Annotated in this window: 28 protein-coding genes and 3 tRNA genes; 22 read left to right on the forward strand and 9 right to left on the reverse strand. The window is 62.2% G+C overall.

The genetic code is table 11. The features are described 5' to 3' along the window. Window positions 1-25 precede the first annotated feature (25 nt). Window positions 26-784 carry a FadR/GntR family transcriptional regulator gene (locus ACJ8OK_RS11170; protein ID WP_033631726.1) on the reverse strand — a complete coding sequence of 253 codons (759 nt, stop codon included), beginning with the start codon at window positions 782-784 and terminating at the stop codon, window positions 26-28. Between the two features lie 235 nt (window positions 785-1,019). On the opposite strand from ACJ8OK_RS11170, the gene ACJ8OK_RS11175 reads away from it, so the two are divergent. From ACJ8OK_RS11175 to fucP, 7 genes are read left to right on the forward strand one after another with little or no spacing between them, the layout of a single operon-like run. Continuing rightward, complete coding sequence (locus ACJ8OK_RS11175) at window positions 1,020-1,760, forward strand: SDR family oxidoreductase (protein WP_021505398.1); 741 nt, start codon at window positions 1,020-1,022, stop codon at window positions 1,758-1,760. A 25-nt stretch (window positions 1,761-1,785) separates the two neighbouring features. Next, complete coding sequence (locus tag ACJ8OK_RS11180) at window positions 1,786-2,631, forward strand: fumarylacetoacetate hydrolase family protein (RefSeq protein WP_242141310.1); 846 nt, start codon at window positions 1,786-1,788, stop codon at window positions 2,629-2,631. Between the two features lie 14 nt (window positions 2,632-2,645). After that, window positions 2,646-3,923, forward strand: coding sequence for an L-fuconate dehydratase (locus tag ACJ8OK_RS11185; protein ID WP_099982019.1), 1,278 nt, complete (start codon window positions 2,646-2,648; stop codon window positions 3,921-3,923). A gap of 14 nt (window positions 3,924-3,937) precedes the next feature. After that, window positions 3,938-4,801 (forward strand): amidohydrolase family protein, encoded by an 864-nt coding sequence (locus ACJ8OK_RS11190; RefSeq protein WP_099982018.1) that lies wholly within the window; start codon window positions 3,938-3,940, stop codon window positions 4,799-4,801. Then, the gene (locus tag ACJ8OK_RS11195; RefSeq protein ID WP_442530583.1) at window positions 4,779-5,555 is read left to right on the forward strand and encodes an SDR family oxidoreductase; all 777 of its coding nucleotides are present in this window, start codon (window positions 4,779-4,781) and stop codon (window positions 5,553-5,555) included. Before ACJ8OK_RS11190 ends, ACJ8OK_RS11195 begins: the two co-directional genes overlap by 23 nt. Continuing rightward, the gene (locus tag ACJ8OK_RS11200; RefSeq protein WP_015376547.1) at window positions 5,552-5,911 is read left to right on the forward strand and encodes an L-rhamnose mutarotase; all 360 of its coding nucleotides are present in this window, start codon (window positions 5,552-5,554) and stop codon (window positions 5,909-5,911) included. The genes ACJ8OK_RS11195 and ACJ8OK_RS11200 overlap by 4 nt, the downstream gene beginning before the upstream one ends. Before the next feature lie 40 nt (window positions 5,912-5,951). Further along, the gene (gene fucP / locus ACJ8OK_RS11205; protein WP_442530584.1) at window positions 5,952-7,181 is read left to right on the forward strand and encodes an L-fucose:H+ symporter permease; all 1,230 of its coding nucleotides are present in this window, start codon (window positions 5,952-5,954) and stop codon (window positions 7,179-7,181) included. Window position 7,182: 1 nt separating this feature from the next. Here fucP and ACJ8OK_RS11210 read toward each other — a convergent pair whose 3' ends face one another. Then, complete coding sequence (locus ACJ8OK_RS11210; protein WP_442530585.1) at window positions 7,183-8,385, reverse strand: MFS transporter; 1,203 nt, start codon at window positions 8,383-8,385, stop codon at window positions 7,183-7,185. Window positions 8,386-8,493: 108 nt separating this feature from the next. On the opposite strand from ACJ8OK_RS11210, the gene ACJ8OK_RS11215 reads away from it, so the two are divergent. After that, window positions 8,494-9,405 (forward strand): LysR family transcriptional regulator, encoded by a 912-nt coding sequence (locus tag ACJ8OK_RS11215; protein WP_164095949.1) that lies wholly within the window; start codon window positions 8,494-8,496, stop codon window positions 9,403-9,405. A 10-nt stretch (window positions 9,406-9,415) separates the two neighbouring features. On the opposite strand, the gene ACJ8OK_RS11220 is transcribed toward ACJ8OK_RS11215, so the two are convergent. Next, a complete protein-coding gene (locus ACJ8OK_RS11220; RefSeq protein ID WP_407573169.1) occupies window positions 9,416-10,612 on the reverse strand; it encodes an MFS transporter in 1,197 nt (398 codons plus the stop codon). Between the two features lie 137 nt (window positions 10,613-10,749). Here ACJ8OK_RS11220 and ACJ8OK_RS11225 point away from each other — a divergent pair, with 137 nt between their 5' ends. Then, window positions 10,750-11,346: a TetR/AcrR family transcriptional regulator gene (locus tag ACJ8OK_RS11225; protein WP_015376551.1), complete on the forward strand. Its 597-nt coding sequence runs from the start codon at window positions 10,750-10,752 to the stop codon at window positions 11,344-11,346. Between the two features lie 37 nt (window positions 11,347-11,383). Here ACJ8OK_RS11225 and ACJ8OK_RS11230 read toward each other — a convergent pair whose 3' ends face one another. Then, window positions 11,384-12,463, reverse strand: a complete 1,080-nt coding sequence (locus ACJ8OK_RS11230) for a GGDEF domain-containing protein (protein WP_442530610.1) — start codon at window positions 12,461-12,463, stop codon at window positions 11,384-11,386. A 259-nt stretch (window positions 12,464-12,722) separates the two neighbouring features. On the opposite strand from ACJ8OK_RS11230, the gene ACJ8OK_RS11235 reads away from it, so the two are divergent. After that, window positions 12,723-13,007 carry a DUF1435 domain-containing protein gene (locus tag ACJ8OK_RS11235; RefSeq protein ID WP_004933115.1) on the forward strand — a complete coding sequence of 95 codons (285 nt, stop codon included), beginning with the start codon at window positions 12,723-12,725 and terminating at the stop codon, window positions 13,005-13,007. 89 nt (window positions 13,008-13,096) lie between these two features. Here ACJ8OK_RS11235 and ACJ8OK_RS11240 read toward each other — a convergent pair. From ACJ8OK_RS11240 to ACJ8OK_RS11255, 4 genes are all read right to left on the reverse strand, one after another. Then, window positions 13,097-13,183: transfer RNA gene (locus ACJ8OK_RS11240), tRNA-Leu, on the reverse strand. 42 nt (window positions 13,184-13,225) lie between these two features. Then, a tRNA-Leu gene (locus ACJ8OK_RS11245) sits at window positions 13,226-13,312 on the reverse strand. 36 nt (window positions 13,313-13,348) lie between these two features. Further along, window positions 13,349-13,435, reverse strand: a tRNA-Leu gene (locus ACJ8OK_RS11250). A 72-nt stretch (window positions 13,436-13,507) separates the two neighbouring features. Then, window positions 13,508-14,452: a LysR family transcriptional regulator gene (locus ACJ8OK_RS11255; protein ID WP_015376553.1), complete on the reverse strand. Its 945-nt coding sequence runs from the start codon at window positions 14,450-14,452 to the stop codon at window positions 13,508-13,510. Window positions 14,453-14,570: 118 nt separating this feature from the next. On the opposite strand from ACJ8OK_RS11255, the gene ACJ8OK_RS11260 reads away from it, so the two are divergent. Next, window positions 14,571-15,563, forward strand: coding sequence for an aldo/keto reductase (locus ACJ8OK_RS11260; protein WP_033631738.1), 993 nt, complete (start codon window positions 14,571-14,573; stop codon window positions 15,561-15,563). Between the two features lie 50 nt (window positions 15,564-15,613). On the opposite strand, the gene rsmC is transcribed toward ACJ8OK_RS11260, so the two are convergent. Next, window positions 15,614-16,654: a 16S rRNA (guanine(1207)-N(2))-methyltransferase RsmC gene (gene rsmC / locus ACJ8OK_RS11265; RefSeq protein ID WP_004933106.1), complete on the reverse strand. Its 1,041-nt coding sequence runs from the start codon at window positions 16,652-16,654 to the stop codon at window positions 15,614-15,616. A gap of 146 nt (window positions 16,655-16,800) precedes the next feature. On the opposite strand from rsmC, the gene ACJ8OK_RS11270 reads away from it, so the two are divergent. The 11 genes from ACJ8OK_RS11270 to deoA all read left to right on the forward strand — a co-directional run bounded on the left by ACJ8OK_RS11270 (window position 16,801) and on the right by deoA (window position 26,981). Beyond that, window positions 16,801-17,238: a DNA polymerase III subunit psi gene (locus ACJ8OK_RS11270; RefSeq protein WP_442530586.1), complete on the forward strand. Its 438-nt coding sequence runs from the start codon at window positions 16,801-16,803 to the stop codon at window positions 17,236-17,238. Then, window positions 17,183-17,626 carry a ribosomal protein S18-alanine N-acetyltransferase gene (gene rimI, locus ACJ8OK_RS11275; protein WP_033631740.1) on the forward strand — a complete coding sequence of 148 codons (444 nt, stop codon included), beginning with the start codon at window positions 17,183-17,185 and terminating at the stop codon, window positions 17,624-17,626. Before ACJ8OK_RS11270 ends, rimI begins: the two co-directional genes overlap by 56 nt. Before the next feature lie 151 nt (window positions 17,627-17,777). Further along, window positions 17,778-19,367, forward strand: a complete 1,590-nt coding sequence (prfC, locus tag ACJ8OK_RS11280; RefSeq protein WP_004933094.1) for a peptide chain release factor 3 — start codon at window positions 17,778-17,780, stop codon at window positions 19,365-19,367. A 515-nt stretch (window positions 19,368-19,882) separates the two neighbouring features. Continuing rightward, window positions 19,883-20,497 carry a molecular chaperone OsmY gene (gene osmY / locus ACJ8OK_RS11285; RefSeq protein ID WP_004933091.1) on the forward strand — a complete coding sequence of 205 codons (615 nt, stop codon included), beginning with the start codon at window positions 19,883-19,885 and terminating at the stop codon, window positions 20,495-20,497. A 160-nt stretch (window positions 20,498-20,657) separates the two neighbouring features. Beyond that, on the forward strand, window positions 20,658-20,819 hold the full coding sequence (locus ACJ8OK_RS11290) for a DUF1328 domain-containing protein (RefSeq protein ID WP_004933089.1): 162 nt from the start codon (window positions 20,658-20,660) through the stop codon (window positions 20,817-20,819). Between the two features lie 68 nt (window positions 20,820-20,887). Further along, complete coding sequence (locus tag ACJ8OK_RS11295; protein ID WP_004933086.1) at window positions 20,888-21,073, forward strand: CsbD family protein; 186 nt, start codon at window positions 20,888-20,890, stop codon at window positions 21,071-21,073. A gap of 10 nt (window positions 21,074-21,083) precedes the next feature. Beyond that, window positions 21,084-22,202 carry a patatin-like phospholipase family protein gene (locus ACJ8OK_RS11300; RefSeq protein WP_033631741.1) on the forward strand — a complete coding sequence of 373 codons (1,119 nt, stop codon included), beginning with the start codon at window positions 21,084-21,086 and terminating at the stop codon, window positions 22,200-22,202. Further along, window positions 22,199-22,981 carry a TatD family hydrolase gene (locus ACJ8OK_RS11305; protein WP_033631742.1) on the forward strand — a complete coding sequence of 261 codons (783 nt, stop codon included), beginning with the start codon at window positions 22,199-22,201 and terminating at the stop codon, window positions 22,979-22,981. Before ACJ8OK_RS11300 ends, ACJ8OK_RS11305 begins: the two co-directional genes overlap by 4 nt. A 183-nt stretch (window positions 22,982-23,164) precedes the next feature. Then, the gene (locus tag ACJ8OK_RS11310; protein WP_004933076.1) at window positions 23,165-24,442 is read left to right on the forward strand and encodes a NupC/NupG family nucleoside CNT transporter; all 1,278 of its coding nucleotides are present in this window, start codon (window positions 23,165-23,167) and stop codon (window positions 24,440-24,442) included. Window positions 24,443-24,812: 370 nt separating this feature from the next. Continuing rightward, the gene (deoC, locus tag ACJ8OK_RS11315; RefSeq protein ID WP_004933072.1) at window positions 24,813-25,592 is read left to right on the forward strand and encodes a deoxyribose-phosphate aldolase; all 780 of its coding nucleotides are present in this window, start codon (window positions 24,813-24,815) and stop codon (window positions 25,590-25,592) included. A 66-nt stretch (window positions 25,593-25,658) separates the two neighbouring features. Beyond that, complete coding sequence (gene deoA / locus ACJ8OK_RS11320; RefSeq protein ID WP_004933068.1) at window positions 25,659-26,981, forward strand: thymidine phosphorylase; 1,323 nt, start codon at window positions 25,659-25,661, stop codon at window positions 26,979-26,981. The last annotated feature ends 8 nt before the right edge of the window (window positions 26,982-26,989 follow it).

The raw sequence follows: 26,989 nt of genomic DNA on the forward strand, positions 1-26,989 counted from the left end.
ATAAAATTTTTTAACCGCCGGCGGCTTACTGCGCGCGGGCGAAAATGGCGATCACTTCATCCAGGTGCGCCTTCATCGCTTTGCGGGCGCCGCGCACGTCGCGCGCTTCGATCGCCGCCAGGATCGCCCGGTGTTCCAGCTCGGAGCGGTGCGGCATGTCGTCCGGCGTATAGTGGCGCTGCAGCACGCGGAACATGCTGCCGTAGCGGTGGCCGAGCAGATGGCCGATGATGAACGCGTAAGCCGGGTTGCCGCTGGCTTGGGCGATGCGGATGTGGAACAGCCGATCGCCGGGGTGGGTGGCGGAGCCGGCGCGGTTATCGCGGCAGTTCTGCTCATAGGCGGCGCGGATGCCCGCCAGCTCCTCGTCGGTGGCGTGGCGCGCGGCCAGCGCGGCGGTCTCCGGTTCAATCAGCAGGCGGGTTTGCAGCAGTGAAAACGGCGGCAGCTCGGCGTTGAAATCCAGCTCGATATTCAGTTCGTCGTCGATCTCCGCCCACTGGTTGCGGCCGGCCTGGGCCATCACCGATTCCTGCGACGTTGGCGGCGGCGTTTGCGAACGCACGATCACCCCGTTGCCCACCTTGACGTCCACCAGGCCGATCACTTCCAACGCGATCAGCGCCTCGCGCACCGACGCGCGGCTGACCTGCAACTGCTGGGCAAGATCGCGCTCCGAGGGCAGGCGGCTGCCAGGCGGAAATTCGTTATTCTCGATAAGACGTTTGAGCTGGTCGGCTATCTGTCTGTAAATCCTTGGGTTTTCCAGTCGGGTAATCGGCATTTTTGACCTTTGACGATTCGGCGTTCAGTGATTTGGCGCACAATTATGCGACAAGGCGCTTGAGTAATCGTTATTCAAGTGTAAAAAAATGGTTAATTGAAATGTGGTTTCAAGGCTGTTTTATTAACTTCTTCCCCCAACGATAACGCGTAAAGCGTCTTTTGTCATGTTAGAGGCCTGACCTTTAATCGCCCTTAGTGGCCTGACCATTAGACCTTTAGGCCGAGGAGTCAAGATGGATTTAACCGGGAAACGCGTACTGATCACCGCCGCCGGGCAAGGGATCGGTTTTACCACCGCCAGGCTGTTCGCCGCCGCCGGTGCCGAGGTGATCGCCAGCGACATCAACCTCGAGCGCCTGCAGGGCTGCGCCGGGATCCGCGCGCTGACGCTGAACGTCACCGATCCGGCCGCCATCGCGGCGGCGGCGGAAGCGATCGGCCCGATCGATGTGCTGTTCAACTGCGCCGGCGTGGTGCACAGCGGATCGATCCTCGATTGCAGCGAAGATCAGTGGGCGTTCGCGCTCGATCTCAACGTGACCGCGATGTTCCGCATGATCCGCGCTTTCCTGCCGGGCATGTTGGCGCGCGGCAAAGGCTCGATCATCAACATGTCTTCGGTGGCCTCGAGCGTGAAAGGGGTGCCGAACCGCTTCGCCTACGGCGCCAGCAAGGCGGCGGTGATCGGCCTGACGCGCTCGGTGGCGGCGGATTACGTCACCCAGGGCATCCGCTGCAACGCCATTTGCCCCGGCACGGTGGAATCGCCGTCGCTGCGCCAGCGCATCAATGAGCAGGCGCGCGAACAGGGGCGCAGCGAGCAAGAGGTGTATCAGGCGTTCGTCGCCCGTCAGCCGATCGGGCGCATCGGCACCACCGAGGAGATCGCCCAATTGGCGCTGTATCTGGCCTCCGACGCCAGTTCGTACACCACCGGCACGGTGCAGATCATCGACGGCGGCTGGAGCAACTGATCCGTCATTTTTGAGAGAGGAAGGCATGAAACTTTTACGTTATGGGGTACCCGGGCAAGAGCGCCCCGGCATGTTGGATGCGCAAGGTCGCCTGCGCGATCTGTCGCAGCATATCGCCGACGTGGGCGGCACCGCGTTATCGCCGGCGTCGCTCGCCAAACTGCGCGCGCTGGACAGCGCCGCGCTGCCGCTGGTCGAAGGGCAGCCGCGCCTCGGCGCCTGCGTCGGCGGCATCGGCAAGTTCATCTGCATCGGCCTGAATTACGCCGATCACGCGGCGGAAACCGGCGCAGCCATTCCTGAAGAACCGGTGGTGTTCAACAAATGGACCAGCGCGGTGGTCGGCCCCTACGACCGGGTGGAGATCCCGCGCGGCTCGCAGAAAACCGACTGGGAAGTGGAGCTGGGCGTGGTGATCGGCCTGGGCGGGCGCTACATCAGCGAAGCGGATGCGATGCGCCACGTCGCCGGTTATTGCGTGATCAACGACGTCTCAGAACGCGAATATCAAATTGAGCGCGGCGGCACCTGGGACAAGGGCAAAGGCTGCGACACCTTCGGGCCGATCGGGCCCTGGCTGGTGACCGCCGACGAGATCGCCGATCCGCACAGCCTGAATTTGTGGCTGGAGGTGGACGGCAAGCGCTATCAGGACGGCAACACCAGCACCATGATCTTCCGCATTCCGCAGATCGTCAGCTACCTCAGCCGCTTCATGAGCCTGCAGCCGGGCGACGTGATCTCCACCGGCACGCCGCCGGGCGTCGGCATGGGGCAGAAACCGCAGCCCATCTACCTGCGGGCGGGCCAGACGATGCGTCTGGGTATCGAAGGGCTGGGCGAACAGCGCCAGCAAACCGTACAGGCTTAACCGGGAGCGCCGCCATGACCACCATTACCGCACTGCGGGTTGAAGACATTCGTTTCCCCACGTCGCTGGGGCTGGACGGATCCGACGCCATGAATCCGGATCCCGACTATTCCGCCGCCTACGTGATCCTGGAGACCGATCGCGCGGATCTCAGCGGCCACGGGCTGACGTTCACCATCGGGCGCGGCAACGAGATCTGCTGCGCGGCGATCCGCGCGCTGGAGCATCAGATCGTCGGCGAGCGGCTGGAGGATATCGCCGCTGACATGGGCGCCTTCTGGCGGCGCTTCACCAGCGACAGCCAGCTGCGCTGGATCGGGCCGGACAAGGGCGCCATTCACCTGGCGACCGGCGCGGTGGTCAACGCGGTGTGGGATCTGTGGGCCAAATCGGTCGGCAAACCGGTGTGGCGGCTGGTGGCAGAGATGACGCCGGAGGAGCTGGTGCGCTGCATCGACTTCCGTTACATCACCGACTGCATCACGCCGCAGGAAGCGCTGGCGCTGCTGAAACAGCGGGCCGAGGGCAAAGAACGCCGCCTGGAGCGGCTGCTGCAGGAAGGGTATCCCTGCTACACCACCTCGGCAGGGTGGCTGGGTTATCCGGACGACAAGCTGCGCCGCCTGTGCCAGGAGGCGGTCGACGCCGGTTTCTCCTACCTGAAGCTGAAGGTTGGGCGCGATCTGGAAGACGACATTCGCCGGGTGCGCATCGCGCGTGAGGTGATCGGCCCGGATCGCCGGCTGATGATCGACGCCAACCAGGTGTGGGAAGTCGATGAAGCCATTCCGTGGGTGAAGCATCTGGCGTTCGCCAAACCCTGGTTTATCGAAGAGCCGACCAGCCCGGACGACGTGGAAGGGCATCGCCGCATCCGCGAAGGGGTGGTGCCGGTCAAGGTGGCTACCGGCGAGATGTGCCAGAACCGCATCATGTTCAAACAGTTCATCATGCGCGGCGCGGTGGACGTGGTGCAGATCGACGCCTGTCGCCTCGGCGGCGTCAACGAAGTGTTGGCGGTGATGCTGATGGCGGCCAAATACCAGTTGCCGGTCTGCCCGCACGCCGGCGGCGTCGGGCTGTGCGAATACGTGCAGCACCTGTCGATGATCGACTTCCTGTGCATCGCCGGCACCCACGAGGGCCGGGTGATCGAGTACGTCGATCATTTGCATGAACACTTTGTCGATCCCTGCGTGATCAACGGCGCGGCCTACATGCCGCCGAGCCGGCCCGGTTACTCGATCGAGATGCATCCGTCGTCGATCGAGCAATACCGGTTCCGCGGGTGAAGCGGGAGGATCGCATGCCGCGCATCGACGCTCACCAGCACTACTGGCGCTACCACCCGCAGCACTACCCGTGGATCGACGAGCGGATGCGCGTGCTGCGGCAGGATTTCGATCCGCCCCGGCTGCGGCCGCTGTTGCAGGAACACGGTTTCGACGGCGCGCTGGCGGTGCAGGCGCGCCCCAGCGAGGAAGAGACGCTGGCCCTGCTGGCGCTGGCTGAGCAGAGCGAGGGCGTATGCGGCGTGGTGGGGTGGCTGGATATCGCTTCGCCACAGCTGGCGCAGCGTCTGGAAACTTTGCGGCCTTATCGCGCGCTGTGCGGGGTGCGCCATCAGGTGCAGGACGAAGCGGATCCGGCGGCCTGGTTGGCGCGGCCGGAGGTGGAACGCGGCATGCAAACGCTGCAGCGCGCCGGGTATGTGTACGAGATCCTGGTGACGCACCGGCATCTGGCGGCCGCGGCGGCGTTTGCCGCCCGCCACGACCAACACTGGCTGGTGCTGGATCATCTCGGCAAGCCGGACGTGGCGCGCGGTGCGCGGCACTGGGCGCAGCAAATCCGGCCGCTGGCGGCATTGCCGCACGTGGCCTGCAAGCTCTCGGGACTGATCACCGAGGCGCCGGGCGGGCGGTGGCGGGCGGAGGAGCTGCTGCCGTTCTTCGACGCCGCGCTGGAGGCGTTCGGCCCGCAGCGGCTGATGTTCGGCTCCGACTGGCCGGTGTGCCTGTTGGCCGGCGACTACCGCCAGGTGGTGCAACTGTGCGAACAGGCGCTGTCGACGCTGGGGGCCGCCGAACAGGCGGCGATTTGGGGCGGCACCGCCTGGCGAATTTACGGTTTAACGGAGTCTGGTTATGGATCTGTATCTGCAAGATAAGGTGGTGTTGGTTACCGGCGGCGGTTCCGGCATTGGCGCGGCGATTTCTCATGTGCTGGCCGAGGAAGGGGCGATCCCGGTGCTGGTCACTAACGCCGCGCCGGAGGCGGCGCTGCTGGCCGATTTGCAGCGGCTGCAGCCGCGCACCGAGGTGATCCTCACCGAATTGTGCGACGAGGCGGCCTGCCGCCGGGCGGTCAGCCAGACGCTGGCGACCTTCGGCCGCATCGACGGGCTGGTGAATAACGCCGGGGTCAATGACGGCGTCGGGCTGGAGGCGGGGCGCGAGGCGTTCGTCGGCTCGCTGGAAAAGAACCTGGTGCACTACTACCTGATGGCGCACCTGTGCCAGGCGGCGCTGCGGGAGAGCCGGGGCGCCATCGTCAACATCGCTTCCAAGACCGCGCTCAGCGGCCAGGGGGGCACCAGCGGTTACACCGCCGCTAAGGGCGCGGTGCTGGCACTGACGCGCGAATGGGCGGTATCGCTGCGCCATGACGGGGTGCGGGTGAACGCGGTGGTGCCGGCGGAGGTGATCACCCCGCAGTACCAGCGCTGGCTCAACACCTTCGTCGAGCCGCAGCGGCAGATGGAGAAAATCACCGCGCGCATCCCGTTCGGGCAACGCATGACCACGCCGCAGGAGATCGCCGACACCGTGGCGTTTCTGCTGTCGTCGCGGTCATCGCACACCACCGGGCAGTGGCTGTCGGTGGACGGCGGCTACCTGCATCTCGATCGGGCGCTGACGTGAGCGGCGCGGCGGCAGGGCGGCGCCGTTTCTGCCAGGCGCTCGATCTGATTGACTCACCGGCGCTAATTGCGGAGTACCAGCAGCATCATCAGCGCATTTGGCCGGGCATCGCCGCGCATTTGCGCGAGCACGGCATTCTGGACATGGAGATTTACCGGTTGGGCACCCGGCTGTTCATGATTGTGGAGGTCAGCGCCGATTTCGACGCCGCGCGTTTTGACGCCGCCAGCCTGAACAACCCCGAAGTACAGCGATGGGAAGCGCTGATGTGGCACTACCAGGCCGCCACCCCCTGGACGCCGCAGGGCGAAAAATGGGTGGAAATGGCGCGGATTTTCTCTCTGCAACAGCAATAACGCCAACATCATCATCGCCAGACGATACGAGGGTATCACCATGCTTGCTGAAAAAAGTGCGGCCTCCGCGCAGCCGGGCGTCCCCGTGACCGCCAATCTGCGCTGGGCCTTTATCCTGGTCACCAGCCTGTTCTTCATGTGGGGGCTGTCCTACGGCCTGCTGGACGTATTAAACAAACATTTTCAGGAGACGTTGCACGTCACCAAGGCGCTGTCGGGGCTGCTGCAGGCGGCCTACTTCGGCGCCTATTTCCTGGTGGCGCTGCCCGCCGGGTACTTTATGGATCGCAAGGGTTATAAGGCGGGGATTCTGGTCGGGCTGTGCCTGTACGCGCTGGGGGCGCTGCTGTTCGTGCCGGCGGCGTCGGCCAACAGCTTCGGCGTGTTCCTGTTTGCGTTGTTCGTTATCGCCAGCGGCCTGGGCTGTCTGGAAACGGCCGCCAACCCTTACGCCACGGTGCTGGGCGACGCGCAGGGCGCCGAACGGCGGCTCAACCTGGCGCAGTCGTTCAACGGCCTCGGGCAGTTTATCGGCCCGCTGATCGGCGGCACGCTGTTCTTCTCCGCCGGCCAGTCCGCCGGCGACGGCGATCAGAGCGCGGTGAAGATGACCTATGTGGCGATCGCCGCGCTGGTGTTGCTGATCGCGCTGTTGTTCAGCCGCACCCGGCTGCCGGCGATCCGCGAAGAGGAAAAACCGGTGCACGGCGTGATAGCGCAGGGATTGTGGCAGCATCCGCATTTCGTCGGCGGGGTTATCACACAGTTCTTCTACGTGGCGGCGCAGGTGGGCGTGGGGGCGTTCTTCATCAACTACGCCACCGAGCACTGGCGCGAGGTGTCTAACCAGAACGCCTCTTACCTGCTGTCGATCGCCATGATCTGCTTTATGGTCGGGCGCTTCTTCAGCACCTGGCTGATGGGGCGGGTCAAACCGGCGACGCTGCTGGCGGTCTATGCGCTGATCAACATCGCGCTGTGCGGCGTGGTGATGCTGAGCGTCGACGGCGTATCGGTGGTGGCGCTGATCGCGGTGTTCTTCTTTATGTCGATCATGTTCCCGACCATTTTCGCCCTGGGGGTGAAAAATCTGGGCAAGCACACCAAGCGCGCCAGCTCGTTCATGATCATGGCGATCGTCGGCGGCGCCATCATGCCTTACTTTATGGGGGCGCTGGCCGACCGTTACAGCACCGCGCTCTCTTATCTGCTGCCGCTGCTGTGCTTCGCGGTGGTGCTGGTTTACGGCCTGCGGCAGCGCCGTGCCTGATTCACCCCGGCGGCGAATCGGCCTTCGCCGCCGCTTTCGGCATCTGCCGCCGGGTTCCCATCAGGATGGCCAACGCCAGCAGCAGCACCATGCCGCACAGCGCGCCGTTTATCGTCAAGCTTCCGGCGTCCACCACCAGCCCGCCCGCCAGCGAACCGCAGGAAATCGCCAGATTAAACAGCGCGATATACAGCGAAGAGGCGACCTCGACCGCGTCGGGCGCCGCCTTGAGCATCCACGCCATCAACGAAACGGAAACGCCGCCGTAGGCGAGGCCCCACAGCAGGAGGAAGGCGCCGCCGCTCAGCGGCGCGTGGCCCAGCAGCGGCAGCAGCAGGGCGGCGAGCGCCAGCCCGAGGGCGATCAGCGCCAGGGTGCGGCGCAGCCGTTTGGCGGCGGCCTGGCCGGCGATGAAATTCCCGACGAGGCCGGCGACGCCGTAGGCGAACAGCAGCGGCCCCACCCAGCGGCTCTCGATGCCGGAGACCGTCTGCAGCAGCGGACGGACAAAGGTGTAAGCCATAAAGTGACCGGCGACCAGCAAAAACGTCAGCAGCAGCCCGGTCAGCAGCCGGCGATTCGCGCGCTGCGCGGTGAACGACCTCCAGCTTATCGCCTGCGTGACCGGCAGCGGCGGCAGCACGCATACCAGCAGCAGCAGGGTCAGCGCCGCCAGAACGGCGACCGCCAGAAACGCCAGGCGCCAGCCCAGCGCTTCACCGAGGAATACCCCGAGCGGCACGCCGAACACCGAGGCCGCCGCTACGCCGCCGAAGATGATGGACAGCGCCAATCCGACTGAGGCCGGCGGCACCAGGCGTTCCGCCAGCCCGCCGGCGATGGCCCAGATACCGCCGATGCAAAAACCCAGCAGGATGCGCGCGGCGAACAGCAGGGCCAGGGAGGTGGCGGCGGCGGCCAGCAGGTTAGCGGCGATCAGCAGCAGCAGAAAGCCCGCCAACAGGCTGCGGCGGTCCGTGCGCCGGGCGCCCAGCACCACCAGCGGGGCGAACAGCGCGGCGAACAGGGCCGGCAGGGAAATCAGCAGCCCGGCGCGGCCGATCGTCGCGTTCAGGGTATTGACGATCGGGGTCAGCAGCCCGACGGGCAGCATTTCTGCGGTGACGACGGTAAAGGTGGACAGGCCGATCGTGAAGGTCGCCAGCCACGCTTTTGCGCCGCCGTCGGCGTGTAAGGCACTCATAATGACTCTCCCAACAGATGAAGAACCCCAGTGTATCCGCGCCAAAATGGCTGATAAACTGGCCTGAATGCGCAACATTGGGGACAAATCGTGGCTAATTTACCGTCTATGCCGTTGGATAACCTGACCGACCTGCTGGTGTTCATTCGCGTCGCCGATGCCCGCAGCTTCACGCTGGCGGCCGAGAGGCTGGGCATCTCCCGTTCGGCGGCGGGCAAATGCGTGACCCGATTGGAGGCGCGATTGGCGACTCGGCTGCTGCAGCGCACCACGCGCAGCGTCAGCCTGACCGAAGACGGCGCGGTGTTTTACGAGTATGCGCAGCGTATCCTGTCGCAGGCCGAAGAGGCGGAAACGGCGCTCAATACGCGGCGGCAAACCCCGCGCGGGCGGCTGCGGCTGGATGTGCCGGTCTCGCTGGGGCGATTGCATATTCTGCCGATTTTGCGGGAGTTTTTGGCGCAGTGGCCGGAGGTGGACGCCGACGTCAGCTTCTCCGACGATTACAGCGATTTGGTGCGCGACGGCATCGACGTGGCGATCCGCGTCGGCGGCAGCGACGACAGCCGACTGGTGCGGCGGGTGCTCGCGCCGCACCGCCTGATCACCTGCGCGGCGCCGGACTATCTGGCGCGGCACGGTACGCCTGCGAAACCGGAGGCGTTGGGCGATCACGAGACGCTGGTCTTCAGCCACCAGGGATTGCCGGCGCCCTGGCGCTATCGGGTTAACGGTCAACTGCACGAACAGCCGGTGCGCGGCCGGATGCGTTTCAACAACGTCGAGGCATTGCGGGATGCGGCCGTCGCCGGGGCCGGTCTGTGTCAGGTAGGGGCGTTTCTGGTCGGTGAGCAGATTGCGGCCGGCACGCTGGTGCCGATACTGGAGCGCTATTGTCGCCCGGGGCCGCCGATCTGCGCCGTCTATCCCAGCCGGCGCCACCTTTCCCCCAAGGTGAAACTGTTTCTGGCGGCGATCGAACGGCGCTGGCAGGGCAAGGCGATTTGGGAAAGCGCCTAGCGCGAGCGGTTCATGCCGCTTGCACGGCCAGCGTTCGCCGCATTAAGCGATAGCCGCCGGCCGCCACCAGCAGTACGACCAGGCCAGCCGTGAGCGTGACGCCAAAGCCGGCCTTGATCCCCAGCGCATCGATCGCCAGCCCCGCCAAGGCGGCGCCGAGCGCCACGCCAACCCCCAGGCCGGTCACCATCCAGGTCAATCCTTCCGTCAAACGTGAAGGCGGCACGAGGCGTTCAACCAACCCCATGGCGACGATCATGGTCGGCGCGAAAAACAGTCCGGCGACAAACATCGCCGCCGCCAGCGTTAAGACATTGTGCACCCACAGCAGCGGCAGAGTGGTGAGTGCGGTGGCGAAGGCGGCGTATAAGAACTGCCGAGGCAATGGGGACGGCAGCTTTATTGCGCCGAAAATCAGCCCGGCGAGGCAGGAGCCGCCTGCGTAAACCGACAGCACGATGCTGGCGGCGGCCGGCTGCCCCTGCTGCTCGGCGAAGGCCACGCTGATGACGTCCACGGTGCCGACGATGGTGCCCAGCGCGATCAGCGTCAGGACCAGGATCTGCATCGACGGCATGGCCAGGATGGCGCGCTGCCGCTGGTTATTGCGGGGATAAACCGGGGGCTGAGTGCTTTTTTGCCAGGCGAATGCCGAAACGCCCGCCACCAGAAGCAGCGCGGCCGCCAGAGGGCCGGCTTCAGGGAAGAGCGCAACGCTGAGCCCCACGGCGATCGGCGGGCCGACAATAAAGGCGACCTCATCCAGTACGGACTCGAATGAATACGCCGTGTGCAGCTGCGGCGTGCCGCGATAGATTTCGCTCCAGCGGGCTCTGACCATCGCGGAGATGCTGGGCATGCCGCCCGCGAGCGCGGCGAAGACGAACAGCGTCCAGTCCGGCGCCCGATAGTGGGTGCAGATCAGCAGCAGCAACAGGGCGAGTGCGCTGACCCCGGTGGCGTAGGGCAGCACGCGGTTTTGGCCGTAGCGGTCCGCCGCGCGTGCGATTTGCGGCGCGAGCAGCGCCATGGAAAAGGCGAATGTCGCCGCCACCGCACCCGCCAGCCAATAGGAGCCGCGTACCTGCGAAAGCATGGTGATGATGCCGATACCGGTCATTGAGATCGGCAGGCGCGCGATCAACCCGGCAGAGGAAAACGCCTTGCTGCCCGGTGCGCTGAACAGTGTGAAATAAGGATTAGCCATGAATAGGGCTCCTGAATGTTGGCGGCTCGGTATTCGCGCAATGCCCATCATTGACATACGCCACGTATGTTACGTTAATTGACATACATGGCGTATGTCAATTATAACGTCATCAATGGCGAGACGGGAGTGAATCCATGGCACGTAAAGCGCGCACAGAAATGATTGAAGAAACCCGGCGTAAGCTGGTGGCGGCCGCCCGTCAGCAGTTCGGCGGCGTGGGGTATGCCGAGACGGTGATGGATGAGCTTACTGCGCAAGCCGGTATGACGCGCGGTGCGCTCTATCACCATTTTGGCGACAAGAAGGGATTGTTTTTGGCCGTCGTGCAGGAAATCGACGCCGAAATGGATGCGCGCCTCGCCGACATTACCGCCAGCACGCCAGATGACTGGGAGGCCTTCGCGGGGCGTTGCCGCGGTTATCTGATCATGATGACGGAGCCGCAATCGCAGCGCATTCTGTTACGCGATTCGCCCTCGGTGCTGGGAGCCGACTATCTGCAGGCCAGCAAGCTGGGTTGCATCACCTGGATGACGGGGGCCTTACAGGCGTTGATGGCGCAGCGGCGTATCGCTACCGCCGAACCGGAAGCGCTGGCGCATTTAATCAATGGCGGCCTGATGGATGCTGCGCTGTGGGTCGCCCATCAGCCGGAAAAAGACGTGGCGCTGGAGCAGGCCTTGGCCAGTTTGAACCTGTTGTTGAACGGGCTGCGTTCCACCTCTGCTTAAGTTTTACTGGCGGCCGCCGCGCCGTTTCGGCGGCGGCTTAAGGGTGAATGACGACGGGCTGGACGTTTTGCGCCAGCTGGATATTGTTGCGGCCGCTGTGTTTCGCCAGATAGAGCGCGGCGTCGGCTGCGCCTATCGCCGATTCGATGTCCAGTTTTTCCAGCGCGGAGATGCCGGCGCTAAGCGTCAGCGTGCCGCTGTGCTGCGGGCTGGCGCCGTGCGGGATGTTCAGTTCCGCCACGCGTTGGCGCACCCGCTCGGCCAGCTGCGCCGCGTAGCCTTCGTGCACGTTGGTCAGCAGCACCAAAAACTCTTCCCCGCCGTAACGCACCACGATATCGCGCGAACGCACCGCATCGCGGATGGCGACCGCCACCTGCACCAAAGCCCGATCGCCCATGGCGTGGCCGTAGCTGTCGTTGTAGACCTTGAAGTGGTCGATATCCAGCAATAGCACGTAATGGTGGCCGGTTTGCGGTTCCAGCAGCATAGTGATCTTATTCTCCAGCCCACGTCGGTTATAAAGGCCGGTCAGGGGATCGAGCATGCTCAAATTATTGAATTTGTCCCGCTCGTTATACAGGTTGGCCACCAGCGCGTGGGTAAAGATTTCACTGCGTTTCAACATCAGGTGATGAATGGAGAAAGCGATAATAGGTAATAGCGTGGTGAATAATATCCGCAGGGTATTATGCATGCCGTCTAAAGCCAGGATCATCATTGCGGAAGGTACGGCGTGTAAACAAAAGGCGGTAAAGTTATCCGTCAGAGAAATAGCGCTGATAAAAAAGATGCTAAACAAACTAATTAATAAAAAATCTTGGTTATTCGGTAGGCAATATTGACTTTTAACGTAAATATGTGCGGCCCAGAGCAGGCCGAGTACGCTGGCGAACAGGTTGAGTTTGTACAAATAGTTACGTGGCGTTTGCAGGGAAAATAGCGCCGCTACCAGACAAAATAGCGGTATACATAATAAAGGTAGGGTAAATGCGGGCGTATCCCTAAAAGGGAACAATAATGTAAATACGGAAGAGGCGGCATTCATTATCAGAAAAAGAAATAATGCCAGGCGCTGCTTGCTGTTCAGTAATTCCTGATAAGAACGGGCGTTCATACGGAGGTCACTCTTTGCAAAGTCGTTCTGTCGAATAATTAAGGTTGAGAAGCATTCCTTTGGCGCGAATATCCACTTGAATTGCATGGTTGAGGATTGTGATTATTATCATGCAAACAGGACTAGGAATTTTCTTATGTCAAATTATCATTTTTTCCTGCTGGTGTCATCTGAGTTTGGTCAGCGCAGTGAAAATGATGCAGCGGCCAAAAAAGTGTTATATGATATTGGTTATCATTATCACTTAAGGAGGGGTGTCATGCTCACTGCCATGATTGCCGCGTGCGGGCTGTGGGGCGTCAGTTGGTGCCTCGGGGATCGCCTGGCCAGCGCCTGGGGCGTTTTGCTACCTTGTGCGTTGATGCCGCTGCTGGCCTTGATCAACCTGGATATGCTGCAGTTGCGCACCCTGATCGTGATAGCGATGTTGGCCACGCTGGTGATGCTGTTCAATAGCCGGCTGCGCCACTATCTGCTGCTGCCTTCCTGCATGGCGCTGGCGGGTGGCCTGGCGGCAGTCAGCCTCAACTTCAGCTTTGGGTGAAACGCCAGAAACGGCAAAACCACGCTTAAGCGTGTTTATCATCAATGCGTTGGGATTTTTTCGAAGGAACTACCGGAGAGATCATCAATTGGTGCGAAGAGAGGGACTTGAACCCTCACGTCCGTAAGGACACTAACACCTGAAGCTAGCGCGTCTACCAATTCCGCCACCTTCGCACAGTCGATGTTGTTACTTTGATTTATATTACGTCGCCAGCTTGGTGCGAAGAGAGGGACTTGAACCCTCACGTCCGTAAGAACACTAACACCTGAAGCTAGCGCGTCTACCAATTCCGCCACCTTCGCATCGATGCTGAGTGCAATATAAATCATGTGGTTATTTGGTGCGAAGAGAGGGACTTGAACCCTCACGTCCGTAAGGACACTAACACCTGAAGCTAGCGCGTCTACCAATTCCGCCACCTTCGCGTACCAGAAACATTACCGGAGTAACGTTACCACGGAGGCGAATTCTAGAGATTTTGGCGGGCACGTCAACAGTTATTTCCCCGCTTTGCGGGCGTTTGCTGGAAAAACAGCCATATCGCCGCTTTTCTGCTGGTCAAACAGCCAAATCAGCCAATCAATCAACACCCTGACCCGCGGCGCCAGGAAACGGCCGGGCGGATACATGATGTAAATCGGCATCGGCGGGGGCGGCGTGTCCGCCAACACTTCCACCAGCTCTCCCTGTTTCAGCCAGGGCGCCAGCGAATAGCGCGCCGCCTGAATCAATCCCATGCCGGCGCGCGCGCCGGCGATGTAGGCGTCGGCGCCGCTGACGCTGAGCCGGGCGGGCAGTTCGCGCAGTTCCAGCTTGCCGCCGCGGCAGAATTCCAGCGGGTAATCGCGGTTGCTGGCCAGTGAAAAATACCCCACCGCGCGATGCGGCTCCAGGCTATCGATGTCAAGCGGCGTGCCGTGGGCCTGCAGATAAGCGGGGGAGGCGCAGGTGACCTGCGGCAGCTGGGCGATGCGCCGCGCCGCCAGGCCGTCGTCTTCGGTTTCCCAGGCGCGCAGCACGCAGTCCACGCCTTCGCGCAACAGATCGACGTGGGTGTCGTTGGCGCCCAGCGCCAGCGTGATGTCGGGATACCGCCGATAAAAGTCGTCCAGCGCCGGAATCACCACCTCGCGCGCCAGCGAATGGGGCATATCGATGCGCACCTTGCCGGACGGCTGCAGCTTATGCTGGCTGAACAACGTGTCCGCCTCTTCCAGCGCCCCCAGCAGCTGCACGCAGCGCTGGTAATAGAGGCTCCCTTCGCTGGTCACCTGCACCTGGCGGGTGGTGCGGATCAGCAGGCGCACGCCCAGCCGCTGTTCCAGCCGTTTCAGCGCGTTGCTGACCGTGGCGCGCGGCAGCTGCAGGCGTTCGGCCGCCCGGCTGAAGCTGCCCAGTTCGACGATGCGGGTAAAAATGCGCATGGCTTGAACCTGATCCATGTCCACTCCGGATTGTTGGTGATTTTTGAATAGTGATGTGCAATCTGCATTATTTATCTTTGTCGCGTAAACAACCAGACTTTGCTGCGTTATCCATTCATCGCATGAGGGCAGCACAATGCAACAACGTAAACTCGGCTCCAACGGTCCCGTCGTCTCCGCCCTGGGGCTGGGATGCATGGGCATGAGCGACTTCTATTCCACCGGCGCCGATCGGCAGGAAGCCATCGCCACGCTGCACCGGGCGCTGGAGTTGGGCGTCACGCTGCTCGACACCGCCGACATGTACGGGCCGCACACCAACGAAGAGCTGGTGGGGGAGGCGATCAGGGGCAAGCGGCAACAGGTGTTCCTGGCCACCAAGTTCGGCATCCTGCGCGATCCGGCGGATCCTTCGGCGCGCGGCGTCAGCAGCCGGCCCGAGTATATCCGGCGCTCCGTAGAGGGGAGCCTGCGGCGCTTGGGCGTGGAGGAGATCGATCTCTATTATCAGCACCGGGTCGATCCGCAAGTGCCGATCGAAGACGTCGTGGGTACGATGGCGGATCTGATCCGAGAAGGCAAGATCCGCCACATCGGCCTGAGCGAGGCGTCGGTCGCCACGCTGGAGCGGGCGCACAAGGTGCATCCGATCACCGCGCTGCAGACCGAGTATTCGCTGTGGACGCGCGACGCCGAGCAGGGCGTGCTGGCGGCCTGCGAGCGCCTGGGCATCGGTTTTGTGCCCTACAGCCCGTTAGGGCGCGGTTTCCTCACCGGCGCTATCCGGCGGCCGGAGGATCTGGCCGAGGACGATTTCCGCCGCAGTAACCCGCGTTTCCAGGGGGAAAACTTCGCCCGCAACCTGGCGCTGGTGGCGAAGGTGAGCGAGCTGGCGGCGCAGAAGGGCGTCAAGCCTTCTCAGTTGGCGCTGGCCTGGGTATTGGCGCAGGGCGAACACATTGTGCCGATCCCCGGCACCAAACGCCGTCGCTATCTGGAAGAGAACGTCGCCGCGGCGGAGATCGCGCTGAGCGCGGCTGAACTGGCGGCGATAGAAGCGGTGTTTCCGCTGAGCGCGGCGGCCGGCGATCGCTACGGCGCGGAGTCGATGACCTATATCAACGGCTAAAAAAAAGCGCGGCCTCGGGCCGCGCTCTGTCGTTTTCCGCCAACGGAAACTTATTTTTTCTTCGGCGCGCGCGGCGGGCGGCCGACGGTCGCCTGGTACACCTTGAAGCGGCCGTTTTGCGCCAGCACTTCGTGGCTGCCGAAGGTGGCGTCCAGAATGTCCGGGTAGGGCAGGAAGGCGTTGGCGACGATGCGCAACTGGCCGCCGATCGGCAGGTGCTTCACCGCGCCGCGGATCAGCGTTTCGGCAGCGGTCAGGCTGGTCTGCAGCCCGTCGTGGAACGGCGGGTTGGAGATGATCATGTCGAAACGGCCGGTGATATCGGAGTAAACGTTGCTGACGATCACTTCGCCTTCGATGCCGTTGGCGGCCAGCGTTGCGCGGCTGGATTCCACCGCGGCGGCATTGACGTCGCTGAGGGTCAGTTTCACCTTCGGCGACAGCTTGGCCATCACCGAGGCCATGACGCCGGCGCCGCAGCCGATGTCCAGCACCTTGCCTTTCATGTGTTTTTCCAGCGTCGACAGCAGCAGCGAGCTGCCGACGTCCAGGCCGTCGCGGCTGAACACGCCCGGCAGCGTTTTCACTTCCAGATCGTGCAGCTGATAGCTGTCCCACCACTCGTTCAGGTCGAACTCGGTCTGCGCGTCCAGGCGGCCGTGATACAGGCCGCAGCGGCGCGCGCTGTCGATTTTCACCAGCGTGACGTGGCCTTCCAGCGTTGGCTCGGCGCTGCGCACGCCGCTGCGGTTTTCACCGACCACGAACACGTCCGCGCCCACCGGCAGCAGCGCCAGCAGGTTGCACAGCTGGAATTGCGCTTCCTGCTTGCTCTTCGGCCAGTAGTAAACCAGCGTGTCGCAGTCGGCGACGAAAGCGGGATCGACGGTCAAACCGAACTGCACGTTATCGCCCATCGTCCGGTTCAGTAACTGCCAGTGATGGTATTGCTGAGTGTGGACGCGCACGTCCGCGGCCTCGAATTGGGCCGGCAGGCTGTCCTGCAGGTCGCCGGCAAACAGCACGCGGCGTTCGATAAATTCATCACTGTGGCGCAGCATGACTTCACTGGCGGGGGTTAATGCAGACATCAGATATTGGCTCCTGGAAATGAGACCGGGGATTATAGAGCTTTGTGGCGATATGTTCGACGGGTTTGTTGGCGCGGGCTGCGCGGGTTTGTTAGCATAGCGCGGCGCATGGCAGGCATGGCGCACCACAACGGGTAGGAATCGGCATGGCATCAAAACGCGACTGGCTGTTACAACAACTGGGTATTACGCAGTGGACATTGCGCCGCCCGGGCGTGTTGCAGGGCGAAGTGGCGGTCAGTCTGCCACCCGAGGCGCGCCTGCTGGTGGTGGCGCAGACGCTGCCGGCGCCCGACGATCCGCTGTTTTGCGACGTGCTGCGCAGCCTGGGGCTGACGCCGGCGCAAACCTACAGCCTGACGCCGGAACAGGTGGCGATGCTGCCTGCAGAGACCGCATGCAACAGTTGGCGGCTGGGCGTGGTGGAACCGCTCGCGGTCGCCGGCGCGCAGCTACACAGCCCGGCGCTGGCCGAGCTTTCCCAAGACGCGGGGGCCAAACGCGCCCTCTGGCAGCAGATTTGTCATCATGAACACGATTTCTACCCTGACGGCGGCCGACCTGGCCACGGCCTTCAACATTGAGCAAGCCAGCCACGCTTTCCCCTGGACGGAAACCACCTTCGCCAGCAATCAGGGCGATCGCTACCTTAACCTGAAGCTGAGCGCCGATGGGGAGATGGCGGGTTTCGCCATCACGCAGATCGTGCTGGACGAAGCCACGCTGTTCAACATCGCCATTCATCCGCAGCACCAGCGCCGGGGCTTTGGCCGCCTGCTGCTCAACGCGTTGATCGAACAGCTGGAGAGCCGCGGCGTGGTCACGCTGTGGCTGGAGGTGCGCGCCTCCAACCAGGCGGCGATCGCGCTGTATGAAGATCTCGGTTTCAACGAAGTCACCGTGCGCCGCAATTATTACCCGAGCGCCCACGGCCGCGAAGACGCGATCGTGATGGCGCTGCCGCTGGCGTAATCAGCCCGGCCGGAAAAAGCATTGATTGTCACCGGTTGGCAAATCGGCGAAAATGCCCGGCTGTTATCTTTTATTCACCGCTTTGCCCGGCGCCGCGATCGGCGCGTTCTGATGATGTCGCAGGGCGGACTAACCGTAGAACCTGAAAACCATGTCTCCTAGTGAATTTGCCCGCGAAGTCTCCAAAAGAAGAACTTTCGCCATCATCTCGCACCCCGATGCCGGTAAAACCACCATTACCGAAAAAGTGCTGCTGTTCGGACAGGCGATCCAGACCGCCGGTACGGTAAAAGGCCGCGGCTCCAGCCAGCACGCCAAATCCGACTGGATGGAAATGGAAAAGCAGCGCGGGATCTCGATCACCACCTCGGTGATGCAGTTCCCGTACCGTGACAGCCTGGTCAACCTGCTGGATACCCCGGGGCACGAAGACTTCTCCGAAGATACGTATCGCACCCTGACCGCGGTCGACTGTTGTCTGATGGTGATCGACGCCGCCAAGGGCGTTGAGGATCGCACCCGCAAGCTGATGGAAGTCACCCGCCTGCGCGACACGCCGATCCTGACCTTCATGAACAAGCTGGACCGCGACATTCGCGATCCGATGGAAGTGATGGATGAAGTTGAGCGCGAACTGAAGATCGCCTGCTCGCCCATCACCTGGCCGATCGGCTGCGGCAAGCTGTTCAAGGGCGTTTACCACCTGTACAAGGATGAAACCTACCTGTACCAGACCGGTAAAGGCCACACCATTCAGGAAGTGCGCATCGTCAAGGGCCTGAACAACCCAGAGCTGGATGCGGCGGTGGGCGAAGATCTGGCGGCGCAGCTGCGCGATGAGCTGGAGCTGGTGCAGGGCGCTTCTCACGAGTTCGATCAGGAAGCTTTCCTGAGCGGCGAGCTGACGCCGGTGTTCTTCGGTACCGCACTCGGCAACTTCGGCGTGGATCATATGCTGGACGGCCTGGTGGCCTGGGCGCCGGCGCCGATGCCGCGCAAAACCGACACCCGCGAAGTGACGGCGGCGGAAGAGAAATTCACCGGCTTCGTGTTCAAGATCCAGGCCAACATGGATCCGAAGCACCGCGACCGCGTGGCCTTTATGCGCGTGGTGTCCGGCCGTTATGAGAAGGGCATGAAGCTGCGCCAGGTGCGCACCGGCAAAGACGTGGTGATCTCCGACGCGCTGACCTTTATGGCCGGCGACCGTTCGCACGTGGAAGAAGCCTACCCGGGCGACATTATCGGTCTGCACAACCATGGCACCATTCAGATCGGCGATACCTTCACCCAGGGTGAAGACATGAAGTTCACCGGCATTCCGAACTTCGCGCCGGAACTGTTCCGCCGCATTCGCCTGCGCGATCCGCTGAAGCAGAAACAGTTGCTGAAGGGGCTGGTGCAGCTGTCCGAAGAGGGCGCGGTGCAGGTGTTCCGCCCGATCGCCAACAACGATCTGATCGTCGGCGCGGTCGGCGTGCTGCAGTTCGACGTGGTGGTGGCGCGCTTGAAGAGCGAGTACAACGTGGAAGCGCTGTATGAATCGGTCAACGTGTCGACCGCGCGCTGGGTCGAGTGCGACGACGTGAAGAAGTTCGAAGAGTTCAAGCGCAAGAACGAGATCAACCTGGCGCTGGACGGCGGGGACAACCTGTCCTACATCGCGCCGACCATGGTGAACCTCAACCTGACGCAGGAACGCTATCCTGACGTGACCTTCCGCAAAACCCGCGAACACTGATAAATCGGCAGGGCGCCCGGTGCGCCCTGCCAATCTCCCTCATCCTCACTCCGCTAATTAATAAAACTTCCTCACCTTTTATGCCGCAAACCGATATCGCCAGGCAGCGTTCGTTAGGCCTGCGTTTTCCGCCGCATGGTCTATCTTTAACGAGATGTCTGCACATTGCTTGAGAGTAAATCACTGTAATACGCTGATTGTTTGGTGAGTTATTCTGATGTGTTGCCGATAGGAGACAGTCTGTTTCCTTAAATATCAATGAGATGACTGTTTTACCGTTTCGTGTCACTTAGTCTGTCGTCAATAGGTGACAGTTTTTTGATTAAAAATCCGACTCAATGCTTTTTTTGTTTGATTTTTAAGGTGTTTATGGAGTTGGCACGGCGGTTGCAATATTCCTGTCGTGAACGCTTAATCGTATAGCGATGATGAAGTATTTACCGAGAGGCCGCGTGAAGGCGGCTGAAGGGTTCCGGCGCTCTGGCGCTGGGGCCCCCAACAAAAGGAAGAGATCGATGAAAAAGACCAAATTTGCACACTCGCTGATGGCTGTTGTTTTGGGTTCTGCTTTGGTGAGCGGCACTGCGCTGGCCGAAGACAGTCTGCTCAACAAGGCGTCTAACGCCGCGGACAGTGCCGGTGCCAAAATCGATAGCTCCATGAAAAAAGTTGACGGTTACATGGATGACAGCGCGATAACGGCTAAAGTTAAAAGTGCGTTGGTGGACGATAAAACCATCAAAAGCACTGACATTTCGGTGAAAACCGAAAAAGGCACCGTGATCCTGAGCGGGTTTGTCGGCAGCCAGGCGCAGGCGGAGCATGCGGTTGCGGTTGCCGGTAAGGTGGAAGGCGTCAAAACCGTCAGCGACAAGCTGCACGTGAAAGATGAAGCCAACCAGTCGATCAAATCGTATGCCGGCGACACCGCCACCACCAGCGAGCTGAAAGCCAAGCTGCTGGCCGATGACATCGTGCCGTCGCGCAATGTGAAAGTGGAAACCACCGATGGCGTGGTGCAGCTTTCCGGTGAGGTGAAAACGCAGGCGCAGTCTGAGCGTGCCGAAAGCATCGCCAAGGCTATCGACGGCGTGAAAAGCGTGAAAAACGACCTGGTGGTCAAGCCGTAATCCCGCCAGGCGCCCGTAACAAGTAACAACAAGCCGCATCTGTCGGGCCGTCAAGGCGGCCCGACGTGTACCACCAAAAAAAGAAACTGATTTGCCGTCGACGTCCGGTGTCGGGGCGGTAGACGGCAGCGAATTTTTTCACAATGGTAAGGAGAAGCTTATGTTTCGTTGGGGCATTATCTTTTTAGTCATCGCGCTTATCGCTGCGGCACTGGGGTTCGGTTCGCTGGCGGGCACCGCCGCCTGGGCCGCCAAAGTCGTGTTCGTTGTCGGCATCATCCTGTTCCTGGTCAGCCTGTTCACCGGCCGTCGGCGCCCTTAGCCGGCCGGCATTTTCCTGCAAACTGTAACAAAGCTTAATTCCTTTTCTCACCTCGGGGAGGGCCGGCCATGAACAGCGACATCATCGTCGGGCGCTGGAAACAGCTGAAAGGTCAGGTATGGCAGGCGTGGGCCGAATGGTCCGGCAGCGATGGTGCCTGGTTGGCCGGCAGCAATGATTTCCTCGTCGGCGTGCTGCAAGAGGATTACGGAAGAGAGCGAGACGCGGTATCCTCGGAGAAAACGTCTCACTGAGGATGCCAAGTTGGGATACAGAATACCCATCACGCTCGGCAATATAGAACCGCTGGCGTCTAAACCTTTTCGACCAGGAAAAATGGCGTTGGTCTGCGAAGGCGGCGGCCAGCGCGGCATTTTCACCGCCGGCGTGCTGGACGAGTTTCAGCGCGCGGGCTTTAACCCTTTCGATCTGCTGATTGGCACGTCGGCCGGCGCGCAAAATCTGTCCGCCTATATCTGCGGGCAGATGGGCTACGCGCGCCGGGTGATCACCCGTTACACCACCTCGGCCCAGTTCTTCAATCCGCTGCGCTTCGTGCGCGGCGGGCATCTGATCGATCTCGATTGGCTGGTTGATACGGCGGCGGCGCAGATGCCGCTGGCGATGGACGTGGCGGAACAGCATTTTATCGACGGGCGCGAATTCCTGCTGTGCGCCTGCCGCAGCGACGATTTCGAACCGGCCTATCTGCCGGCGCAGCGTGAACGCTGGCTGCCGGCCATCAAGGCGTCCAGCGCCATTCCCGGCTTTTACCGTCAGGGCGTGGAGTTGGACGGCGTCAGCTATCAGGACGGCGGCATCAGCGATGCGATCCCGGTGGAAGAGGCCTACCGCCGCGGCGCCGACACCATCGTGGTGATCCGCACCGTGCCTTCGCAAATGTACTACACCCCGCAGTGGATGAAGCGCATGGAGCACTGGCTGAGCGACAGCAGCCTGCAGCAGATGGTGCGCATCCTGCAGCATCATGAGCAAAGCTATCACCGCATCCAGCGCTTTATCGAGAAGCCGCCGGGCAAGCTGCGCATCTTCGAGATCTTCCCGCCTAAGCCGCTGGCCAGCAATGCGCTGGGCAGCCGACTGGGGGCGCTCAATCAGGATTATCACCTGGGGCGCCGCTGCGGCCGCTACTTCCTGGCCACCGTCGGCCAGTGGATGGCGCAGCAGGAACCGGACGGTATCAAGGTGCAAAAATCGTTGTCGCGCCGCCTTATCCAGCCGGAGAACGTCAGAATGCCTTCGCCGATCGTGACCGACATCGCCATGTCGCCCGATCTCACGGCGCAGCCGGAGGCTGCGGTGGCGGCGCCGAAGCTCATTCTGCCGGGCGATCTGCCGCCGGGTGAAGGGGGCGCGCTGTGAGCTACGCCTTTACCGACACCCACTGCCATTTCGATTTCCCGCCCTTTACCGGACATGAGGCCGAGAGCCTGACGCGGGCGGCAAGCGCCGGCGTGCAGCGCATCATCGTCCCGACGGTTACCGCCGATCGCTTCACGCGGGTGCTGCGGCTGGCGCAGGATCACGCGCCGCTGTTCGCCGCGTTGGGGCTGCACCCGCTGTATATCGCGCAGCATCATGAGCCGCAGCTGGAACAGCTGGCGGCGCTGTTGGCCGAACGGCCGCGCAAGCTGGTGGCGGTGGGGGAGATCGGGCTCGATCTGTATATGGACAACCCGCAGTTCGAGCGCCAGCAAAGCGTGCTGCTGGCCCAACTGAGGCTGGCGAAACAGCATGACCTGCCGGTGATCCTGCACTCGCGGCGTACCCACGATCAGCTGGCCGCGGCGCTGCGGCGCATGCAGCTGCCGCGTCGCGGCGTGGTGCACGGCTTCGCCGGCAGCCTGTCGCAGGCGCAGGCGTTTATCCGCCTCGGCTATTACATCGGCGTGGGCGGCACCATCACCTATGAGCGGGCGCAGAAAACGCGCGGCGTGATGGCGCAGCTGCCGCTTGAGGCGCTGCTGCTGGAGACGGATGCGCCGGACATGCCGCTGGCCGGTTATCAGGGGCAGCCGAATCGCCCCGAGCGTGCCGCCGAGGTGTTTCACGCGCTGTGCGAGCTGCGGCCGGAACCGGCCGACGAGATCGCCGCTCATCTGCAACGCAATACCCAGTCACTGTTTGCCATGCCGGATTGATGAGCTTATAACGTGACTTGTGTCACGTTATAGGATTTTCATTTGCGTCTCGTTGTATACATTTGTGACATAAATCGGTGCGAGGGTGACCTCGCTCAGTATAATCCCCCCGAAACTCTCCAATAGCAGACCTCTCTTCATGAGCAGGGATGTATTTTATTTTTTGCAACAGGGAAACTTTGCATGCAACTCATCATGAGTCTGGTCGGTATGGCGGTGCTGATCGCCATTGCGGTGCTGCTCTCCAGCAACCGTCGGGCCATCAAATTGCGCACCGTGGTGTGGGCGTTCATCATTCAGGTCGGCATCGGCGCGCTGGTGCTGTACGTGCCGCTGGGCCGCAGCATTCTCGGCAGTATGTCTAACGGCGTGGCAAACGTTATCGCCTACGGCAATCAGGGCATTTCGTTCATCTTCGGCGGGCTGGTGTCCGACAAGATGTTCGAGGTGTTCGGCGGCGGCGGCTTCGTATTCGCGCTGCGCGTCCTGCCGGTGATCGTGTTCTTCTCCTCGCTGATTGCGGTGCTGTACTACCTCGGCATCATGCAGTTGGTGATCCGCGTGTTGGGCGGCGGCCTGCACAAGCTGCTGGGCACCTCGCGCACCGAATCGCTGTCGGCGACCGCCAACATTTTCGTTGGCCAGACCGAAGCGCCGCTGGTGGTACGCCCCTATATCGCCACCATGAGCCAGTCAGAACTGTTCGCCGTGATGTGCGGCGGCCTGGCCTCGGTAGCCGGTTCGGTGTTGGCGGGGTACGCGCAGATGGGCGTGCCGCTGGAATATCTGATCGCCGCGTCCTTCATGGCCGCGCCGGGCGGGCTGCTGTTCGCCAAGCTGATGGTGCCGGAAACCGAGCAGACCCACGATAAAGACGATGCGATGAAGCTGATCGCCGAAGAGGATCGTCCGGCCAACGTGATCGATGCGGCGGCTTCCGGCGCGGCTTCCGGCATGCAGCTGGCGCTGAACGTCGGTGCGATGCTGCTGGCGTTTATCGCGCTGATCGCTTTGCTTAACGGTATTCTCGGCGGTATCGGCGGCTGGTTCGATTATCCGCAGCTGTCGCTTGAACTGATCCTCGGCTGGGTGTTCTCGCCGATCGCTTTCCTGATCGGCGTGCCGTGGAGCGAGGCGATGACCGCCGGTTCGTTCATCGGCCAGAAGATCATCGTCAACGAATTCGTCGCCTACATGAACTTCGGCGCCTATCTGCGCCCGGATGACGTAGTGGCGGCGGAAGGCCTGCAGGTGCTGTCGACGCACACCAAGGCGATCATCTCCTTTGCGCTGTGCGGCTTCGCCAACCTCTCCTCGGTGGCGATCTTGCTGGGCGGTCTGGGCAGCATGGCGCCCAACCGTCGCCACGACATCGCGCGCTTCGGTCTGAAGGCCGTGGCGGCCGGCACGCTGTCCAACCTGATGAGTGCCACCATCGCCGGCTTCTTCCTGGCGCTGTAAGTCATCACGGAGCCCGCGACGGCGCGACCGATCGCGGGACTCCGCCTATACTCTAAGCAACGCGGGTGTTTGCCGCACCCGCGATCTTCAGCCGCTTCTTTAGCGAATTTGTGAACGATATCGCGTTATTTTGTGATGCTCTTCACATATAATTCCGGTCTGTTACAGTGCTATTTCATATAGTGTGACGATGAACGCGAATCGCCTCCGGCATTCGTGTTCAAATAGCTATTACTGGCCGGCCGCAAGGCGGGTGGCCATGTGCGGTGAGAAGGATCTCAGTTGCCGCCGCGGGAACGCCGTTCCCCAGCGCTATCTTCATGGAACCAAGTCCGCTCGCCAACACCCAGGTACTCAGTTGGAGAGTTTTATGACCGAATTAACCGCAGCAGCGCAACGTGCGCTGAACTTGATGGATTTAACCACGCTGAATGATGATGACACCGACGAGAAAGTGATCGCGCTCTGTCGTCAGGCCAACAGCCCGGCCGGCCACACGGCGGCCATCTGCATCTACCCGCGTTTTATCCCGGTGGCGCGTAAGGCGCTGCGCGAGCAAGGCACGCCGGACATCCGCATCGCCACCGTGACCAACTTCCCGCATGGCAATGACGATATCGACATCGCGCTGGCGGAAACCCGCGCGGCGATCGCCTATGGCGCGGATGAAGTGGACGTGGTGTTCCCATACCGTGCGCTGATCGCCGGCAACGAACAGGTCGGCTTCGAGCTGGTGAAACAGTGCAAGCAGGCTTGCCAGGCGGCTAACGTGCTGCTGAAAGTGATCATCGAAACCGGTGAGCTGAAACAGGCCGATTTGATCCGCAAGGCGTCCGAGATCGCCATCAAGGCCGGGGCTGACTTTATCAAGACCTCCACCGGCAAGGTGCCGGTCAACGCCACCCTGGAGAGCGCCGAGCTGATGATGTCGGTGATCCGCGATCTGGGCGTGGCGAAGACGGTGGGCTTCAAGCCGGCCGGCGGCGTGCGCACCGCGGAAGACGCGCTGCATTATCTGCAACTTGCCGATCGTATTCTGGGCGAGGGGTGGGCCGATGCGCGGCATTTCCGCTTTGGCGCTTCCAGCCTGCTGGCCAGCTTGCTGACCGCGCTGGGCCACCAGACCCAGACCGCCGGCGGCGGCTACTGATCGATTTCGTTGGCGGGCGCCAGGCGCGCCCGTCTGCACCGACTCTCGGCGACACAGGGGGATGCCTTGTTCCTGGCTCAAGAAATTATTCGTAAGAAACGCGACGGCCAGCCGTTAAGCGAAGCGGAAATCCGCTTTTTCATCAACGGCATTCGCGACAATGTGGTGTCGGAAGGGCAGATCGCCGCGCTGGCGATGACCATTTATTTCCATGACATGAGCATGCCGGAGCGCGTGGCGCTCACCATGGCGATGCGCGATTCCGGCACCGTGCTGGACTGGAAGAGTTTGGCGCTGAACGGCCCGATCGTCGACAAGCATTCGACCGGCGGCGTGGGCGACGTGACCTCGCTGATGCTCGGCCCGATGGTGGCGGCCTGCGGCGGCTATGTGCCGATGATCTCCGGCCGCGGCCTGGGGCATACCGGCGGCACGCTGGACAAGCTGGAAGCTATTCCGGGTTTCAATATTTTCCCGGACGATAACGCCTTCCGCAAAATTATTCAGGACGTCGGCGTGGCGATCATCGGCCAGACCAGCTCGCTGGCGCCGGCGGACAAACGTTTTTACGCCACCCGCGACATCACCGCCACCGTGGATTCTATCCCGCTGATCACCGCCTCCATTCTGGCCAAGAAACTGGCGGAAGGGCTGGATGCGCTGGTGATGGACGTGAAGGTCGGTTCCGGCGCCTTTATGCCGACCTACGCCCTGTCGCAAGATTTGGCGCAGGCGATCGTCGGCGTGGCCAACGGCGCGGGCTGCAAGACCACCGCGCTGCTGACCGACATGAACCAGGTGCTGGCCTCCAGCGCCGGCAATGCGGTGGAAGTGCGCGAAGCGGTGCGCTTCCTGACCGGCGAATACCGCAATCCGCGCCTGCTGGAAGTGACGCTGGCGCTGTGCGTGGAGATGCTGCTGTCCGGCGGCCTGGCGAATGACGAGGCCGATGCGCGCGCCAAACTGCAGGCGGTGCTGGACAACGGCAAGGCGGCGGAAGTGTTTGGCCGCATGGTCGCGGCGCAGCAAGGGCCGATAGACTTCGTCGAACGTTATGATAGCTATCTGCCGGCGGCAACGCTGAGCAAGCCGGTGTATGCTGAAAATCCGGGCATCATCAGCGCCATGGATACCCGCGCGCTGGGCATGGCGGTGGTTTCGCTGGGCGGCGGCCGCCGCCGGGCGAGCGACGCCATCGATTACAGCGTCGGTCTGACCGAGGTGGCGCGCCTGGGTGATAAGGTGGATGCCCAGCAGCCGCTGGCGATGATCCACGCCAACGATGAAGAGAGCTGGCAGCAGGCGGCCGATGCGGTGCGTAGCGCAATGACGCTGAGCGACAAGGCGCCGGAGGCGACGCCGGTGGTGTATAAGCGCGTCACGGAATAACCCAAGAA

Origin of the sequence: Serratia sp. CY71090 (assembly GCF_052166845.1) — a bacterium.
In the GTDB taxonomy this organism is placed as follows: domain Bacteria; phylum Pseudomonadota; class Gammaproteobacteria; order Enterobacterales; family Enterobacteriaceae; genus Serratia; species Serratia nematodiphila.

Excerpts from the sequence above, each read along its gene's own strand:
- ACJ8OK_RS11210 (WP_442530585.1), bottom strand. The coding sequence starts at position 8,385 with ATGAGTGCCTTACACGCCGACGGCGGCGCAAAAGCGTGGCTGGCGACC.
- ACJ8OK_RS11175 (WP_021505398.1), top strand. The coding sequence starts at position 1,020 with ATGGATTTAACCGGGAAACGCGTACTGATCACCGCCGCCGGGCAAGGG.
- ACJ8OK_RS11180 (WP_242141310.1), top strand. The coding sequence starts at position 1,786 with ATGAAACTTTTACGTTATGGGGTACCCGGGCAAGAGCGCCCCGGCATG.
- rsmC (WP_004933106.1), bottom strand. The coding sequence starts at position 16,654 with ATGTCTGCATTAACCCCCGCCAGTGAAGTCATGCTGCGCCACAGTGAT.
- ACJ8OK_RS11170 (WP_033631726.1), bottom strand. The coding sequence starts at position 784 with ATGCCGATTACCCGACTGGAAAACCCAAGGATTTACAGACAGATAGCC.
- ACJ8OK_RS11225 (WP_015376551.1), top strand. The coding sequence starts at position 10,750 with ATGGCACGTAAAGCGCGCACAGAAATGATTGAAGAAACCCGGCGTAAG.
- ACJ8OK_RS11190 (WP_099982018.1), top strand. The coding sequence starts at position 3,938 with ATGCCGCGCATCGACGCTCACCAGCACTACTGGCGCTACCACCCGCAG.
- prfC (WP_004933094.1), top strand. The coding sequence starts at position 17,778 with ATGTCTCCTAGTGAATTTGCCCGCGAAGTCTCCAAAAGAAGAACTTTC.
- ACJ8OK_RS11270 (WP_442530586.1), top strand. The coding sequence starts at position 16,801 with ATGGCATCAAAACGCGACTGGCTGTTACAACAACTGGGTATTACGCAG.
- fucP (WP_442530584.1), top strand. The coding sequence starts at position 5,952 with ATGCTTGCTGAAAAAAGTGCGGCCTCCGCGCAGCCGGGCGTCCCCGTG.
- ACJ8OK_RS11310 (WP_004933076.1), top strand. The coding sequence starts at position 23,165 with ATGCAACTCATCATGAGTCTGGTCGGTATGGCGGTGCTGATCGCCATT.
- ACJ8OK_RS11255 (WP_015376553.1), bottom strand. The coding sequence starts at position 14,452 with ATGGATCAGGTTCAAGCCATGCGCATTTTTACCCGCATCGTCGAACTG.
- ACJ8OK_RS11235 (WP_004933115.1), top strand. The coding sequence starts at position 12,723 with ATGCTCACTGCCATGATTGCCGCGTGCGGGCTGTGGGGCGTCAGTTGG.
- ACJ8OK_RS11295 (WP_004933086.1), top strand. The coding sequence starts at position 20,888 with ATGAACAGCGACATCATCGTCGGGCGCTGGAAACAGCTGAAAGGTCAG.
- ACJ8OK_RS11185 (WP_099982019.1), top strand. The coding sequence starts at position 2,646 with ATGACCACCATTACCGCACTGCGGGTTGAAGACATTCGTTTCCCCACG.
- ACJ8OK_RS11220 (WP_407573169.1), bottom strand. The coding sequence starts at position 10,612 with ATGGCTAATCCTTATTTCACACTGTTCAGCGCACCGGGCAGCAAGGCG.
- ACJ8OK_RS11195 (WP_442530583.1), top strand. The coding sequence starts at position 4,779 with ATGGATCTGTATCTGCAAGATAAGGTGGTGTTGGTTACCGGCGGCGGT.
- ACJ8OK_RS11230 (WP_442530610.1), bottom strand. The coding sequence starts at position 12,463 with ATGAACGCCCGTTCTTATCAGGAATTACTGAACAGCAAGCAGCGCCTG.
- ACJ8OK_RS11290 (WP_004933089.1), top strand. The coding sequence starts at position 20,658 with ATGTTTCGTTGGGGCATTATCTTTTTAGTCATCGCGCTTATCGCTGCG.
- deoC (WP_004933072.1), top strand. The coding sequence starts at position 24,813 with ATGACCGAATTAACCGCAGCAGCGCAACGTGCGCTGAACTTGATGGAT.
- osmY (WP_004933091.1), top strand. The coding sequence starts at position 19,883 with ATGAAAAAGACCAAATTTGCACACTCGCTGATGGCTGTTGTTTTGGGT.
- ACJ8OK_RS11215 (WP_164095949.1), top strand. The coding sequence starts at position 8,494 with ATGCCGTTGGATAACCTGACCGACCTGCTGGTGTTCATTCGCGTCGCC.
- ACJ8OK_RS11260 (WP_033631738.1), top strand. The coding sequence starts at position 14,571 with ATGCAACAACGTAAACTCGGCTCCAACGGTCCCGTCGTCTCCGCCCTG.
- rimI (WP_033631740.1), top strand. The coding sequence starts at position 17,183 with ATGAACACGATTTCTACCCTGACGGCGGCCGACCTGGCCACGGCCTTC.